This window comes from Brachybacterium sp. UNK5269 (assembly GCF_049266655.1).
Lineage (GTDB): Bacteria > Actinomycetota > Actinomycetes > Actinomycetales > Dermabacteraceae > Brachybacterium.
The window spans coordinates 3,262,944-3,277,124 of the sequence record NZ_CP184883.1 but is presented as its reverse complement, the minus strand read 5'-3'; the positions used below and the strand labels follow the sequence as shown (position 1 = coordinate 3,277,124).

Genomic DNA, 14,181 nt, shown 5'->3' with positions numbered 1-14,181 from the left:
GCTCCCCGCGCCGGCCGCCCCGGGGAAGCGGCGCGCCCGCCTGCAGGCGCTCGCCGGGATGACCGTGCGGGGCAGCGACGGCGCGACGGCGGGCCGGGTACGGGACATCTACCTGCACGACGCCACCGGGCAGCTCGCCGCGATCACCGTGGTGCGCCGCCAGTTGAGCTCCGGCGCGGTGCTGATCCCCGCCGCCGCGATCGCGGAGCTGCCCGCCGCGCATGCACCGGGTGAGGCACCGGCAAACGAGGACGCCGCCGGCGGGAACCGGGCCCGCCGCGCCGCCGATCGCAAGGCCCGACGCTCCCCCCGCGCGCCGTCGATCCGGCTGCGCATCGAGGCCGCCGCCACGAAGAACGGCACCCCGCCGCCGGTGACCGGCCATGCCACGCCGCAGGAGCTGCGCGCCGCCGCTGCAGCACTCGGGGTGGACGAGGCGTCGGCCGCATGAGGCTGCTGCTGCTGACGCACTACTACGCGCCCGAGTACGGGGCCCCGCAGCGCCGCTGGTCGGCCCTGATCGAGCACTTCATGGCGGCCGGCCACCAGGTCACCGTGGCCGCCCCGGTGCCGCACTACCCCAACGGTCGGCCCACCCCGGAGCAGCGCCGCCGCCACCGGGTCGGTGCGGTCGAGACCGGGCAGCACGGCGAGACCGTGCTGCGCACCGCGTACCTGCCGCACCGGGCGGACATCGGCACCCGCACCGCCGACCATCTGTTGGCCGCCGCGGATTCCCTGCGCCGGCTGCGGCGGCGGTTCTCCCGGCCGGGCACCCGGCCCGACGTCATCATCGCGACCGCCCCGGCCATTGCCACCCTGCTGGCCGGCCGCGTGCTCGCGGCGCTCTGGGACGTGCCGCTGGTGGTGGAGATGCGCGATGCCTGGCCGGACCTGGTCACCCACGTCGGCCCCGCCGGTGCGCTGCCCCTGGACGTGGTCCACGGCCCGGCTCGCGGCCTGCATCGGCGCGCGCTGGCCTGGGCGGTCGCGCTCGCGAAGGGCGAGGTGCACCGCAGCGTCACCGGATGGCAGAGCGGGGCCAGCGCAGTCGTCACCACCACGGGACGGTTCGCGGACGTGCTCCATGAGCGCGGCGTCCGCGAGGTGGAGGTGGTGCGCAACGGCACCGACCTGTCGACGGTGCCGGCGCAGCGCGACCACCTCCCCGGCGATCATGCCGAGCTGCGCTGCCTGTACCTGGGCAACATGGGCCGCTCCCAGGGCCTGGACACCGTGGTGCGTGCCGCCGCCCGCCTGCGGCGCGAGGGGGTGCGGCTGCAGGTGCGGCTGATCGGCCACGGCGTCGAGGCGGCTGCGCTGGCCGCGCTCTCGCACGAGCTGGGGGCCCCGGTGGAGGTGCTGCCGCGCATCCCGCACCGCGAGGTGGACGAGCAGTACGCCTGGGCCGACACGGTGGTGGTCTCGCTGCGGGACTGGGCGCCGTTCGCCTGGACCGTCCCCTCCAAGCTCTACGAGATCCTGGCGACGGGCCGGCACATCACGGCCCTGCTCGACGGTGAAGCGGCCGACGTGGTGCACGAGGCGCGAGCGGGCGATGTGCTGCCCCCGCAGGACGAGGACGCGCTGGTGGCGCTGTGGAGGGAGCTGGCGGCCGACCGCCCGCGCGCCCGGGTGGGCACCAGCGGCCGCGCCTGGGTCGCCGATCACGCCGACGACGGGGTGCTCGCGCAGCGCTACCTCGAGATCCTCGGCGGCGTCGTCGGCCGCTGAGCGGTGATGCCCGGGCCCGTCGGGGCGCGCCACGTGCCGCGTCCCGACAGCGCCGCTACCGGGCGGGAGCTGACGCGCCCGTGTCCTCGTAGCGCTGGGCCAGCACCGCGGCCGCCCGCTCTCCGGCCCGGCAGGTCGACATCGGCACCTGACCGAAGGCGCTGCGGGGGAGCGGATCCCGGCACAGCTGCCCGGTGCGGGCCTCGTCCCAGTCCACCTGCACGAACCAGCGGCCCTCCTCCTCGTCGATGCTCCGCACGGCGCCCACTGCGCACAGCTCCTGGCGCCGGGACAGATACGCCCAGATCAGGTCGCCGATCCGCATGGTGCGGAACCCGCTGCGCAGGCACCAGCGGTCGATGCGCTGCGAGCGACCGATCGCGTCCCAGACCGCGGTGGCGTCGTGCCGCTCGCGCCAGTCGGCAGGCTGGTGCTCGGCGTGGGCGGCGGGGTCGATCGGCAGCAGCCAGTGGGTGGTGGTGCTGTCCGGAGCATCGACCGTGGTCGACGGCGCAGTGGAGGCCGTCTCGGACGAGGGCGGCATGGCGGAGTCGGGGACCCGAGGCATGGCACCAGCGTAGGGTCACCCGGCCAGGGAGCTCGTCGCTCAGCACGTTCACTCTGCCCCTGCTCCGGACACGACCCGCCACGAGCACGTCCCCGCCGCGGGCAACAAATTCTGGGATCGCCGCGCGCCATCACCCCAGTTCGTCACCCCGGGCTCGAGCGCAGGCACCCTGACCCGGGCTACAGCACGGCCTCCGCGCCCATCACCACGGTCCGCGCCGGCGGCAGGTGCAGCACCTGGGTGCGGTTGGCCGAGGCCCGCTCCAGCTGCCGGAACAGCGCCTTCTGCCAGCGGGGCAGGGTGGGGTCCTGACCGGGCTCGATGCGGAACACGGACAGGAAGTAGACGGCCTCGTCCGGGTCGATCTCCAGGTCCGGGATGTGCGCGGGGCAACCCTTCGCGCAGTCCGCGTGCGCGGGACCGGAGCGGGTGAGGGCGGCGCGCAGGGCGGCGGGAACGTCCTGGGAGTCATGGAAGCCGACCAGGTAGCTGATGTGGATGATCCCGTCGGCCGGATCGCCCAGCACGTCCACCACCACCCGGTCGTCGCGGTGCACATGGGGGACGCCGATGTGCTTCATGGTCACGATGACGACGTGCTCGTGCATCACCCGGTTCAGCTCCACCCCGGTGCGCAGCGCCAGCGGCACGGTGGTGGGATCGCCGTGCGGGTACACGGCCAGTCCCGGCACCCGCTGCACGGCCCGGGCCGGGCCGGCGACGAAGTCCGCGATCGGTCCCTCCATGGCGCGGCGCCTGCCGAACATGATCCGGGAGCCGCGCTTCCAGGTGAGCATGACGGTGCTGAGCACCGCGGCGATCACGAGCGGCAACCAGCCGCCGGCGGGGATCTTCACGACGTTCGCGGCCAGCAGCACCAGCTCGAGGCCACCGACGATCGCGCCCAGCAGCACCACCTGCCACAGCGGCCAGCCCAGGATCCGCCGCGAGTACAGCAGGAACAGGGCGAGGACCAGGATGATCGTGGCGGTCACCGCGAGACCGTAGGCGGCGGCGAGCGCCTCGGAGCGGCGGAAGACGAGCACCAGCGTCATCACCCCGAGGAACAGCAGGGTGTTCACGGAGCCCACGTAGATCTGCCCGCCGTGCCGGGCGGAGGTCTGGGTGATCCGCAGCCGCGGCAGCAGGGAGAGCCGCACCGCCTGGCGGGAGACCGAGAACGCCCCGGAGATCACGGCCTGGGAGGCGATCACGGTGGCGCAGGCGGCCAGCAGCACCAGCGGCAGGCGCAGGGCGCCCGGCACCATCGAGAAGAACGGGTTCACCACGGCCGACGGGTCGGCCAGCAGCAGCGCGCCCTGACCGAAGTAGTTCAGCAGCAGCGCGGGCAGCACCAGGGCCGCCCAGGCCAGGGCGATGGGGCGGCGGCCGAAGTGGCCCATGTCGGCGTAGAGCGCCTCGGCGCCGGTGATGGTGAGCACCACCGCGCCCATCGCGATGAACGCGACCAGAGGCCGCTCGACCATGAACGCGATCGCGTAGTGCGGAGAGACGGCGCGCAGGACGGAGGGGTTCGCCAGCAGGTGCGGCAGGCCCATCGCGGCCAGGGTGAGGAACCAGATCACCATCACCACGCCGAAGGAGCGGCCGATGCGGGCCGTGCCCCGGCGCTGCACCGCGAACAGCACGGTGAGCACGGTCAGGGCTCCCGGCAGGATCACGGCGTTGGGCACGGAGCCGATCACCTCGATGCCCTCGAAGGCCGAGAGCACGGAGATCGCGGGGGTGATCAGGGAGTCCCCGAAGAACAGCGCGGCGCCCAGCACGCCCAGCACCAGCGCCACCGCGGCCTCGCGGCCCCCGCCCCCGGAGGCGGTGGAGAGCTTCCGCAGCACCAGCGCGGTGAGGGCGAGGATGCCGCCCTCGCCCTGGTTGTCGGCGCGCATGATCAGCCCGATGTAGGTGACGGTGACGATGATCAGCAGGCACCAGGTGACCATCGAGATCACGCCGAGCACGTCGGACTCGGTGGGGGCGACGGCGTTGTGGTGGATGCTGAAAACGGTCTGCAGCGCGTACAGCGGGCTGGTGCCGATGTCGCCGAACACCACCCCGAGCGCGCCGACGACCAGCACCGGCAGAGGCTCGTGGGGACGGGGCACACCGCGCGCATCCAGGCGCCGGTGGCTGTGCCGGTGAGGAGGCACGGGGCCGGCGGCCGCGGGGTCGGGTCGCGCGGGTGGGGCGGGCGTGGAGATGACGGGCGCAGGGTCGGCCGGGGCGGCGGGCACGTGGGCGGCAGGCCCAGGGTCGGCCGGCGGCGGCGGGGAGTCTGACGAGGGAGGAGCCGACGACGCGAGGTCGGGGGCTTGTGGGGTTCGCTCACGTGATGATTCGGAAGGCTCGTCGGAGCGGGGCGAGCGCGAGATGTCCTCGGGCACGACGGGAATCCTGCCACCGTCCGAGCCGGATGCACCCGGCTCGACCGGAGCAGTTCTGCTCTGTGGGTCACACCAGCGGGCGCGGCGCAGGTGGCGGCTGCGTAGTGGGGGGGGGAATAGCTGACGCCATTGCCCGGGTTCGTCACTCGGGATTCGGGATGACTGGCGCGATCCCGGCGGAGGCTGCGGAGTAGGGGGATCGGCTAGGGCTATTAACCCAGTTCGTCACCCGGGCTCCGGGAAAGCCCGGGCGGGGCAGGCCCAGGCTCAGCCCTGGTGCGAGAGCTCGCGCGCCGCACGGTAGGCGGGCAGCACGACCTCGTCGCGCAGCGCATCACGCTCGGCCGCGGGGGCGAAGCCGGCATCCAGTGCGGTCAGGGCGATCCGCTCGAGGTCATCGAGGTCCCAGTCGTGTGCCGCGGCGGACAGCGCCAGCTCCCGGGAGGTGCGGGTGCGGCTCATCAGGCGGTTGTCGGAGCTGACGGCCACGGCGAAGCCGAGCTCGTGCAGGCGACCGACGGGATGGCTCGACATGTCGGTGGCGGCGCCGGTCTGCAGGTTCGAGCTCGGGCACACCTCGAGGCACACCCGGTCACGGTGGATCCGGTCCGCGACGGGGCCGAAGCGCGGGGGTGCCGAGAGGTCCGCAGCTGTGGCCGCGAGGCCCGCGCCCGGCGCCGACGGCTCGCCGTCTTCGACGTCCCCCGTGTCCTCCGTGCCCTCCGTGCCCTCGATGTCCCCCGTGCCCTCGATGCCCTCCGTGTCCGCGATGTCCTCGATCAGGCGCACCCCGTGCCCGATCCGCTCGGCCCCGCATTCCAGGGCGTCGGCGATCGAGGAGGGCCCGTCGGCCTCCCCGGCGTGGATGGTAACCCGCAGCCCCTCGGCCCGGGCGCGTCCGAACTGGGCGCGGAAGCGGGAGGCGGGGAACCCGGCCTCGGGCCCGGCGAGGTCCAGGCCCACCACGCCCGCGCCGCGGCGGGCGAGGGCGATGTCCACCAGGTCATCGGTGGGCTCGAGGTGGCGCAGGTAGCACAGCAGCTGACCCACCACGATGCGGGAGCCGCCCGCGCGGGCGGCGGCCACGCCCTCGTCGAGACCGTCCTGGACCGCCTGCACCGCGCCTTCCAGCGTGAGGCCGCCGTCCGTGTGCTGATGGGGCGCCCAGCGGGTCTCGGCGTAGACCACCCCGTCGGCCACCATGTCCTCGACGAACTCGCGGGCGATGCGGCGCAGCTGCGGGCCGGTCTGCATGAGCGCGACGGTGCGCTCGAAGGTCGCGAGGTAGGCGGGCAGGGAGCCGGAGTCGGCGGCGGCGTGGAACCAGTCGGCGACCTGCTCGGCGCTCTCGCCGGGCGGGGTGAGGCCCTGCTCGCGGGACAGCTCGAGCACGGTGGCGGGACGCAGGCCGCCATCGAGGTGGTCGTGCAGGGCCACCTTCGGCAGCGAGCGGACGAGCGCGGGATCCAGAGGCATCCGGGCAGGATACGTCGCCGTGCCGACGGCCGCCGCGAGGCTCGGTCGAGCACGCACCGGACTCTCCGCGCCGTCGCGGTCGCCTCGGACGGTTCTCCGGAAGTCCACCTCCACGCCACGTCGACTGCCTAGACTCCCGGGCACGCCGCTTTCCGAGACCGGGAGACCCCATGTCGGCATCCGCCGCGCCAGCACCCCTCAGCCGTCGCCGTCTGCTGCAGCTGAGCGGAGCCTCAGCCGCCGTGATCGCCCTGGGCATCACCGCTCCCGACGCCCGCGGGGAGCCGCTGCCCCACCGCGAGAACCTGTTCGGCCTGGGCGTGGCCAGCGGTGCGCCGCGGCCCGACGGCGTCGTGCTGTGGACCCGTCTCGCGCCGGAGCCCCTTGCCGAGGACGGGCACGGCGACATGCCGCGGCGCTCGGTGAGCGTGCGCTGGCAGGTCGCTCGAGATGCGGAGTTCCGGCGGATCGTGCGGCGCGGGCAGGCGCTGGCCCAGCCGGAGCTCGCCCACGCCGTGCACCCCCGGGTCGAGGGGCTGGAGCCCGCCACCGACTACTTCTACCGCTTCGTGGTCGGTCAGCAGACGAGCCCCGTCGGCCGCTTCCGCACCCTTCCCGCCGCCGGGGCGGCGGTGGACTCGTTCTCCGTCGGGCTGGTGTCCTGCCAGGCCTGGTACCACGGCCACTTCACCGCCCACAAGCACCTGGCCGCCGAGGAGGACCTCGACCTGGTCCTCTTCGTCGGCGACTACATCTACGAGTACGGCATCACCGCGGCGAACCTGTGGCGCCAGGGCGTCGAGGTCGCCGCCGCCCATGCGGTGGAGACCGAGACCCTGGAGCAGTACCGGCTGCGCTACTCGCTGTTCAAGTCCGATCCGCATCTGCAGGCGGTGCACGCCCGGGTGCCCGCCGTCGCGGTGTGGGACGACCACGAGGTCCAGAACAACTACATGGCCGGCAGCTCCGCCTCCGCGATCCCGGACGACCTGTTCGCCCACCGCATCGCCGTGGCCTACCGGGCCTTCTACGAGAACATGCCCCTGGACATCACCGCCCTGCCGGAGGGCCCCGACTCCGACATCACCACCGGCTTCGACGTCGGCGCCCTCGCCCGCTTCTCACTGCTGGACACCCGCCAGTTCCGGGACCCGGAACCGGCCACACCGGAGGAGCAGCAGGCCGAGGACCGCACGATGCTCGGCGAGGAGCAGGAGCAGTGGGTCCGGACCCGGCTCGAGAATTCCCCGGCGACGTGGAACCTGCTGGCCAACGGGGTGGTGCTGACGCCGATCTCCGAGGACCGCACCGACATGTGGGACGGCTACCCCGCCGCACGCCGGCGACTGCTCGAGGCGATGAGCGCGGCCGGCAACCCGGTCATGCTCACCGGTGACATCCACAAGCACGTCGCCGCCGAGCTCAGGGCGGACGCCTCCGACCCGGCCGCCGCGACGATCGGCGTGGAGCTGATCTGCACGTCGGTGGCCTCCGACGGGGACGGCGCCCGGACCGACAACTACACCGAGGACTGGATGCAGCACGACTACGTGCGGCACTACGACGGCCGACGGGGCTACGTCCACCTGCGCCTCACGCCCCAGGAGCTGACCTCGAGCTTCTACGTGGTGCCGTGGATCGAGGCCGACGACACCGCCCCGAAGGAGCTCTCCGCCCGCTTCACCACGCCGGTCGACGCCCCCGGCCTGATCCCGGCGTGATACCGGCCCGAAAGGACCCCGCATGAGCCCGCGCCCCGCCACCGTCACCGGCTTGGAGGCCAGCCCCTCCCTGGCCGCCATCACCCTGAGCTGGGACTCCCTCGGCTTCGACCCGCTGATCGATCATTTCCGCATCTACGCCGTCCGCGGGAAGAGCGCGCCCCGCTCCCCGCAGGAGTCGGACCTGCTCGCGAAGTCCGTCTACCCCCGCCTCGTCCACGCCGGTCTTGACCCCGCGGGCGAGACCTGGACGTACACGGTCCTCGCCGTCTCCGACGCCGGGGAGCGCGGCCGGGCCGGCGCCCCGCTGACCGCCACCTCCCAGCCGTCGGTCACCGCGACCGGCCGCGAGGTCGCCGCCATCGGCGCCTTCGACGGCCGCACCCTCGAGCACCACCTCGCCCCCAGCTCCTACGCGAAGATCCCCGAGCAGCACCCCGACGCCGTGATCGAGTACCTGCAGGGGACCGACGAGCCGGGCACGGCCTGGCCCTACCTGCTGCCCGGACCGGGCGATGCCTGGGCCGGGCGCCGCGAATACCGCGCGCGCTGGACCATCACCCTGGATGGTGAGCCGGCCGCCGAGCACGACCTGGCGGTGTGGCTGGTGGACACCACCCGACTCGGGGGCACGCTGCGGATCAGCGTCAACGGCGAGCACGTCACCGACCTCGACCTGCCCGCCGGGGCGACCCGGGGCTCCCGGGAGGGCGACGCCACGATCCCCGGCTCGACCCTGAAGCGCTCCTTCCACGAGCTGCCGCTGCCGGCGGGGGCGCTGCAGACCGGCGTGAACGTCATCGAGTTCCATCTGGCCGAGGGCGGCTGGGTGGCGTGGGACGCGGTGGGGATCTTCGCCCGCGAGTGACGGGCCCAATCTCAGTCCACCCACTTCCGCAAAACGGACATTACTGACATACTGCCCGCATGCGAGGGATAATCCTGGCCGGCGGGACCGGCTCACGACTGCATCCGCTGACCATCGGCGTCTCCAAGCAGCTGATGCCGGTCCACGACAAGCCGATGATCTACTACCCGCTGAGCACTCTCATGCTCGCGGGGATCCGGGACATCCTGATCATCACCACGCCCGAGGATCAGCGGGCATTCCAGCGGGTCCTCGGCGACGGCGACCGCTTCGGCGTGAACCTCGAGTACACCGTCCAGCCCTCGCCGGACGGTCTGGCCCAGGCCTTCACTCTCGGTGAGGAGTTCCTGGACGGCGACAAGGCCGCCCTGGTGCTCGGCGACAACCTGTTCTACGGCCAGGGCATGGGCGCCCAGCTGCGCCGCCATCAGGATCTCGAGGGCGCAGCGGTGTTCGGCTACTGGGTCAACGACCCCACCGCGTACGGCGTGGTCGAGATGGGGGCGGACGGTCGCGCGATCTCCCTCGAGGAGAAGCCGACGCTGCCGCGCTCGAACCTCGCCGTGCCCGGCCTGTACTTCTACGACGAGTCCGTGGTCGAGCGCGCGAAGGCGCTGCAGCCGTCGGCCCGCGGGGAGCTGGAGATCACCGACCTGAACCGCACCTACCTCGAGGACGGCAGCCTGCACGTCGAGGTGCTCACCCGCGGCACCGCCTGGCTGGACACCGGCACCTTCGAGGACCTCGCCGCCGCCGGCGAGTTCATCCGCACCGTCCAGAAGCGGCAGGGCCTGTCCATCGGGGCACCCGAGGAGGTGGCCTGGCGGATGGGATACCTCAGCGACGAGGAGCTGCGCGAGCGCGCCCTGCCGCTGGTGAAGTCCGGCTACGGCCGTTACCTGCTCGACGCCCTCGAGCGAGAGATCGCGGACCGCCCGCTCGACCTCACCCCGTCGGCCGCTGCCCTGAGGATCTCGGCATGAGCGCCCGCCATCTCGTCGTCACCGGCGGCGCCGGGTTCATCGGCTCCGCTTTCGTCCATCACGTCATCGAGCACACCGACGACACCGTCACCGTGGTGGACTCCCTCACCTACGCCGGGAACCTCGCCTCCCTCGAGGATCTGCCGTCGAACCGCGTGCGCCTCGAGGTCGAGGACATCGCCGACGCCGCAGCCATGGACCGCATCATCCGCGGGGCCGACGCGGTGGTGCACTTCGCTGCCGAGTCCCACAACGACAACTCCCTCGACGACCCGTCCCCGTTCGTGCAGACCAACCTCATCGGCACGTTCACGCTGCTGGAGTCGGTGCGCAGGCACGGAGTGCGGCTGCACCACATCTCGACCGACGAGGTCTACGGCGACCTCGCACTCGATGATCCGCAGCGGTTCACCGAGACCACGCCCTACAACCCCTCCAGCCCGTACTCGGCCACCAAGGCCGGCAGCGACCTGCTGGTGCGTGCCTGGGTGCGGTCCTTCGGGGTCCAGGCGACGCTGTCGAACTGCTCGAACAACTACGGGCCGCGCCAGCACGTCGAGAAGTTCATCCCGCGCCAGATCACGAACCTGATCGACGGGATCCGCCCGAAGCTCTACGGGGCCGGACTGAACGTGCGCGACTGGATCCACGCCGAGGACCACTCCAGCGCCGTGCTGCGGATCCTGGAGGCGGGCGAGATCGGGCAGACGTATCTGATCGGGGCCGACGGGGAGAAGAACAACCGTCAGGTCGTCGAGCTGATCCTGCAGCTGATGGGCCATGACGTCCACGACTACGAGCACGTCGCCGATCGCGCCGGTCACGACCTGCGCTATGCGATCGACGCGACCCGGCTGCGCAACGAGCTGGGCTGGGAGCCAGCCTTCGCCGACTTCGAGACGGGCCTTGCGGCGACGATCGACTGGTACCGCGACAACGAGCAGTGGTGGCGCCCGCAGAAGGCCGCCACCGAGGCGAAGTATCAGAAAGTCGGCCAGTGACCGGCGGCGCAACGCCGAAGCAGATCGCGGTGCACTCGACACCGATCCCGGGTCTGATGGTGCTCGACGTCCCGCGTCCCGGTGACAGTCGGGGCTGGTTCAAGGAGAACTGGCAGCGGGAGAAGATGGTCGCGGCGGGGCTGCCGGACTTCGGCCCGGTGCAGAACAACATCTCGTTCAACCAGACCGTGGGCGTGACCCGCGGCATCCACGCCGAGCCCTGGGACAAGTACATCTCCGTCGCCACGGGGCGGGTGTTCGGCGCCTGGGTGGATCTGCGCGAGGGTGAGAGCTTCGGGGCGACCTACTGGCACGAGATCACGCCCGAGGTGGCGGTGTTCGTGCCCCGCGGCGTGGGCAACGCGTTCCAGACCCTCGAGGCTCCGGCCGCGTACACGTACCTGGTCAACGACCATTGGTCCGCCGAGGCGCAGGCGCGCTACACCTTCCTCAATCTCGCCGACGAGACGGTTGCGATCCCGTGGCCGATCCCCCTGGATCAGGCCGAGCTCTCCGCCAAGGACCTCGACCACCCGCCGCTGACCGACGTCACGCCGGTGCCGCCTCCTCGCAGCCTGGTGATCGGCGCCCACGGTCAGCTCGGTCGCGCGCTCGCCGAGCGTTGGGCGGAGCGGACCGACGTGGACTATGCGACCCGGGCGCAGCTCGACCTGGCGGACGCCGCGAGCGTCGCTGCTTTCGACTTCTCGCCCTACCGGACGATCATCAATGCCGCGGCGTACACCGCAGTCGACGCGGCGGAGACGGCCGACGGCCGGCGCGAGGCGTGGGCCACGAATGTCGTCGGGGTGCGGCGCCTGGTGGATGCGGCCCGCACCCATCGCGCAACCCTCGTGCACGTCTCCAGCGACTACGTGTTCGATGGCACCGAGGAGCTGCATCGCGAGGACGAGGACCCGAGCCCTCTCGGCGTGTATGGCCAGACCAAGGCCGCCGGCGATCAGCTGGTGGCGACGCTGCCGCAGCACTACATCGTGCGCACCAGCTGGGTGATCGGTGCGGGCCGCAACTTCGTCAGCATCATGGCGGAACTCGCGGTGCAGGGCGTCTCGCCGTCCGTGGTCGAGGATCAAGTCGGTCGCCTGACCTCCACCGCAGACCTCGCCGCTGCCATCGAGCACCTGCTGAGCACGCGCCCGGAGGCCGGCATCTACAACGTCTCCGGGGCGGGGGAACCGTTGAGCTGGGCAGACATCGCCGCGGAGGTGTACTCGCTGATCGGCCACGACCAGCGCAGAGTGATTCCTGTGTCCACTCATTCGTACTATGACAGGCAGGGTCGGGCCGAGGGGGACGGCATGATCGCCCCGCGTCCACGGAGCTCGGTTCTGGACCTGGCGAAGATCGAGGCGACCGGCTTCACTCCTCGATATCAGCTGGCGGTGCTGCGGGAGCATCTGCGGGCCTGATCAGCGAAGCGAGCGGCCGCGCGCCCGCGAGGTCCGGCCCTCGCCGGAACTCAGATGATCGTCAGCGCCGACGCGCCGCGGCGCGAGGACCCGAGCCCGGTGAGGTCGAAGTCGATGTGGTGCTCGGCGAAGGCGCGGCCCAGGCGGCTCTCCATCTCGGGCACCACCTGCTCCATCACCTCATCGACCGCGCGGGCGAACTTCGCGCTGCGCAGGATCCGCACCCGAGCGGTCAGGACGGGGGCGTCGGCGTTGCCGTGGATCGAGAACGCGGTCTTCCAGATGCCGGGCACCCCGAGCGCGGTCCGGGCGGCGCGGGCGGCCACGGCATCGGCCAGCTGCTGCCACTGGGCCTGCGCACCCGGGCTCGGCTGCGCGGGCTCGGACATACTGGCGGCAGCCGACCGGACGAGGGAGGGTCCTTCAGCTGCTGCGCACGGTCGCTCGCTGACAACGCTCATGGGTCCTCTTCCGTGGTCGGGCCGGCGGCCGCTATCGGTTGGTACGCTAACTGTTAGGCAGGCTATGGATCGCGATGGGCGTCTGTCAACTTTCAGACGGTTCGGAGAGAGGAGGCGGGCGATGAGCGGGCACGAGGCCAGTCATCGGGCGAGCGGGTACTGGTACCCCGAAAGCGGTGAGGCGACCGCGTCGTCGGTCGAGCTGCTCAATGAGCTGCGCCGATATCGCGAGTCCAACGTGCGGATGCGCACCCGGGTGCGGGACGACATGGGCATGGGGGAGAAGGACCTGCTGGCCCTGCGTCTGCTGCTGGCGGCGCAGGCCGAAGGGCGGGCGGTGCGCCAGCGGGATCTCGCCGAGCAGCTGAGCATCTCCGCCGCCTCCTCGAGCGCCCTGGTGGATCGCCTGGTGCGCGACGGCTACGCCGAGCGCGCCCCGCATCCGGAGGATCGCCGCTCCACGGCGGTGGTGCCGACGTCCCGCGGGGACCGGGAGGTGCGCGAGACGCTGCGCGGCATGCATGCCCGGATGATGGCGATCGCCGAGGCCCTCACCCCGCAGGAGCGGGCCGTGGTCACCAGGTTCCTGGCGGGCCTGAACCACTCGCTCGAACAGCTCGGCGAGCACGAGCACGAGCAGCAGAGCACCGAACCCGACCGCGAACCACCGCTCGCGTCTTCCCCGAGCGCGGACCGATGACCGCGCCCCGCCCCGGCCGCACCCTGTTCGTCGGGTGCGGGCGCCTGGGCCTGCGGGTCGGCGCCGCGCTGAGCGCGACCGGGGTCGAGGTGCTCGCCCTGCGCCGCGACCCCGGCGCGGTGCCGGCGAGCTTCCGCGCCGTGGCCGCCGACCTGGCACAGCCGCTGACGGACCCGTTGCCGCACTGCGAGTCGATGCTCATCACGCTCCCGCCCCCGGATGCGGCCGACGGCTACGGGACTCCGCTGCGTCACCTCGCGCAGGCCCTGCCCGCCCGGCCGTCCCGCACCGTGTACGTCTCCTCCACCCGCGTGTTCGAGGGCTACGCGGGGCTGGGAGATCCGGCGCCGGTGCTCACCGAGGACGACCCGCCGCGCCCGCTCAGCGCCCGGGGCCGGGTCCTCGTCGAGGGGGAGCGGCTGGCCGAGGAACTGTTCGGGGCGATCGTGGTGAGGCCGGCCGGGATCTACGGCCCCGGCCGTGACCGCCTGCCGCGCACCGTCCGCGAAGCGCGTCCGATCGAGCACCGCCGCCGCACCAACCGTATCCACGAGGACGACCTGGTGCGGGTGCTCCAGTCCCTGCTCCTCCACCCCGAGCCGCCCCGGCTCCTGCACGCCGTGGACGGTGCCCCGGCCCGGCTCGGCGAGGTGGTCACGCACATCGCCGGCCGCCTCTCGCTGCCCATCCCGCCGCCGGTCGATCCCGACCCCGGTCACGGCACCGTGCTGGACGGCTCCCGGATGGCCGCCCTGCTCGGGCAGCTGTCGTACCCGGACTTCCGCGTCGGATACGACGCGATGCTCGCGGACCCGGGCTGCTGAGCGGCCGGGGCCC

Annotated in this window: 13 protein-coding genes; 9 read left to right on the top strand and 4 right to left on the bottom strand. The window is 72.5% G+C overall.

Annotated elements, in window-relative coordinates; translation table 11 throughout:
• The first annotated feature begins 58 nt into the window (after nt 1-58).
• Both ACOJUI_RS15205 and ACOJUI_RS15200 read left to right on the top strand, forming a co-directional pair.
• Nucleotides 59-451 carry a PRC-barrel domain-containing protein gene (locus ACOJUI_RS15205; protein WP_422115771.1) on the top strand — a complete coding sequence of 131 codons (393 nt, stop codon included), beginning with the start codon at nt 59-61 and terminating at the stop codon, nt 449-451.
• The gene (locus tag ACOJUI_RS15200; RefSeq protein ID WP_422115770.1) at nt 448-1,734 is read left to right on the top strand and encodes a glycosyltransferase family 4 protein; all 1,287 of its coding nucleotides are present in this window, start codon (nt 448-450) and stop codon (nt 1,732-1,734) included. Before ACOJUI_RS15205 ends, ACOJUI_RS15200 begins: the two co-directional genes overlap by 4 nt.
• 55 nt (nt 1,735-1,789) lie before the next feature.
• Here the strand turns inward: ACOJUI_RS15200 and ACOJUI_RS15195 are convergent, their stop codons facing one another.
• The 3 genes from ACOJUI_RS15195 to ACOJUI_RS15185 form a co-directional block, all read right to left on the bottom strand.
• Nucleotides 1,790-2,302 (bottom strand): hypothetical protein, encoded by a 513-nt coding sequence (locus ACOJUI_RS15195; RefSeq protein WP_422115769.1) that lies wholly within the window; start codon nt 2,300-2,302, stop codon nt 1,790-1,792.
• A gap of 179 nt (nt 2,303-2,481) precedes the next feature.
• Nucleotides 2,482-4,425, bottom strand: coding sequence for a potassium transporter Kup (locus ACOJUI_RS15190; protein WP_422115768.1), 1,944 nt, complete (start codon nt 4,423-4,425; stop codon nt 2,482-2,484).
• A gap of 546 nt (nt 4,426-4,971) precedes the next feature.
• Nucleotides 4,972-6,180 carry an adenosine deaminase family protein gene (locus tag ACOJUI_RS15185; protein ID WP_422115767.1) on the bottom strand — a complete coding sequence of 403 codons (1,209 nt, stop codon included), beginning with the start codon at nt 6,178-6,180 and terminating at the stop codon, nt 4,972-4,974.
• Nucleotides 6,181-6,350: 170 nt separating this feature from the next.
• On the opposite strand from ACOJUI_RS15185, the gene ACOJUI_RS15180 reads away from it, so the two are divergent.
• Genes ACOJUI_RS15180 through ACOJUI_RS15160 form a run of 5 tightly spaced genes read left to right on the top strand, consistent with a single transcriptional unit; the run spans nt 6,351 to nt 12,183 of the window.
• Nucleotides 6,351-7,901, top strand: coding sequence for an alkaline phosphatase D family protein (locus ACOJUI_RS15180; protein WP_422115766.1), 1,551 nt, complete (start codon nt 6,351-6,353; stop codon nt 7,899-7,901).
• A 22-nt stretch (nt 7,902-7,923) separates the two neighbouring features.
• The gene (locus ACOJUI_RS15175) at nt 7,924-8,769 is read left to right on the top strand and encodes a polysaccharide lyase family protein (protein ID WP_422115765.1); all 846 of its coding nucleotides are present in this window, start codon (nt 7,924-7,926) and stop codon (nt 8,767-8,769) included.
• Between the two features lie 59 nt (nt 8,770-8,828).
• The gene (gene rfbA / locus ACOJUI_RS15170; protein ID WP_422115764.1) at nt 8,829-9,752 is read left to right on the top strand and encodes a glucose-1-phosphate thymidylyltransferase RfbA; all 924 of its coding nucleotides are present in this window, start codon (nt 8,829-8,831) and stop codon (nt 9,750-9,752) included.
• Nucleotides 9,749-10,753 carry a dTDP-glucose 4,6-dehydratase gene (gene rfbB, locus ACOJUI_RS15165; protein WP_422115763.1) on the top strand — a complete coding sequence of 335 codons (1,005 nt, stop codon included), beginning with the start codon at nt 9,749-9,751 and terminating at the stop codon, nt 10,751-10,753. The genes rfbA and rfbB overlap by 4 nt, the downstream gene beginning before the upstream one ends.
• A 56-nt stretch (nt 10,754-10,809) precedes the next feature.
• Nucleotides 10,810-12,183, top strand: a complete 1,374-nt coding sequence (locus tag ACOJUI_RS15160) for a sugar nucleotide-binding protein (RefSeq protein ID WP_422117682.1) — start codon at nt 10,810-10,812, stop codon at nt 12,181-12,183.
• 50 nt (nt 12,184-12,233) lie between these two features.
• Here ACOJUI_RS15160 and ACOJUI_RS15155 read toward each other — a convergent pair whose 3' ends face one another.
• Nucleotides 12,234-12,572, bottom strand: coding sequence for a hypothetical protein (locus ACOJUI_RS15155; protein WP_422115762.1), 339 nt, complete (start codon nt 12,570-12,572; stop codon nt 12,234-12,236).
• A gap of 193 nt (nt 12,573-12,765) precedes the next feature.
• Here ACOJUI_RS15155 and ACOJUI_RS15150 point away from each other — a divergent pair, with 193 nt between their 5' ends.
• Both ACOJUI_RS15150 and ACOJUI_RS15145 read left to right on the top strand, forming a co-directional pair.
• Nucleotides 12,766-13,344: a MarR family winged helix-turn-helix transcriptional regulator gene (locus ACOJUI_RS15150; RefSeq protein ID WP_422115761.1), complete on the top strand. Its 579-nt coding sequence runs from the start codon at nt 12,766-12,768 to the stop codon at nt 13,342-13,344.
• Nucleotides 13,341-14,168 (top strand): sugar nucleotide-binding protein, encoded by an 828-nt coding sequence (locus ACOJUI_RS15145; RefSeq protein WP_422115760.1) that lies wholly within the window; start codon nt 13,341-13,343, stop codon nt 14,166-14,168. Before ACOJUI_RS15150 ends, ACOJUI_RS15145 begins: the two co-directional genes overlap by 4 nt.
• Nucleotides 14,169-14,181 lie beyond the last annotated feature (13 nt).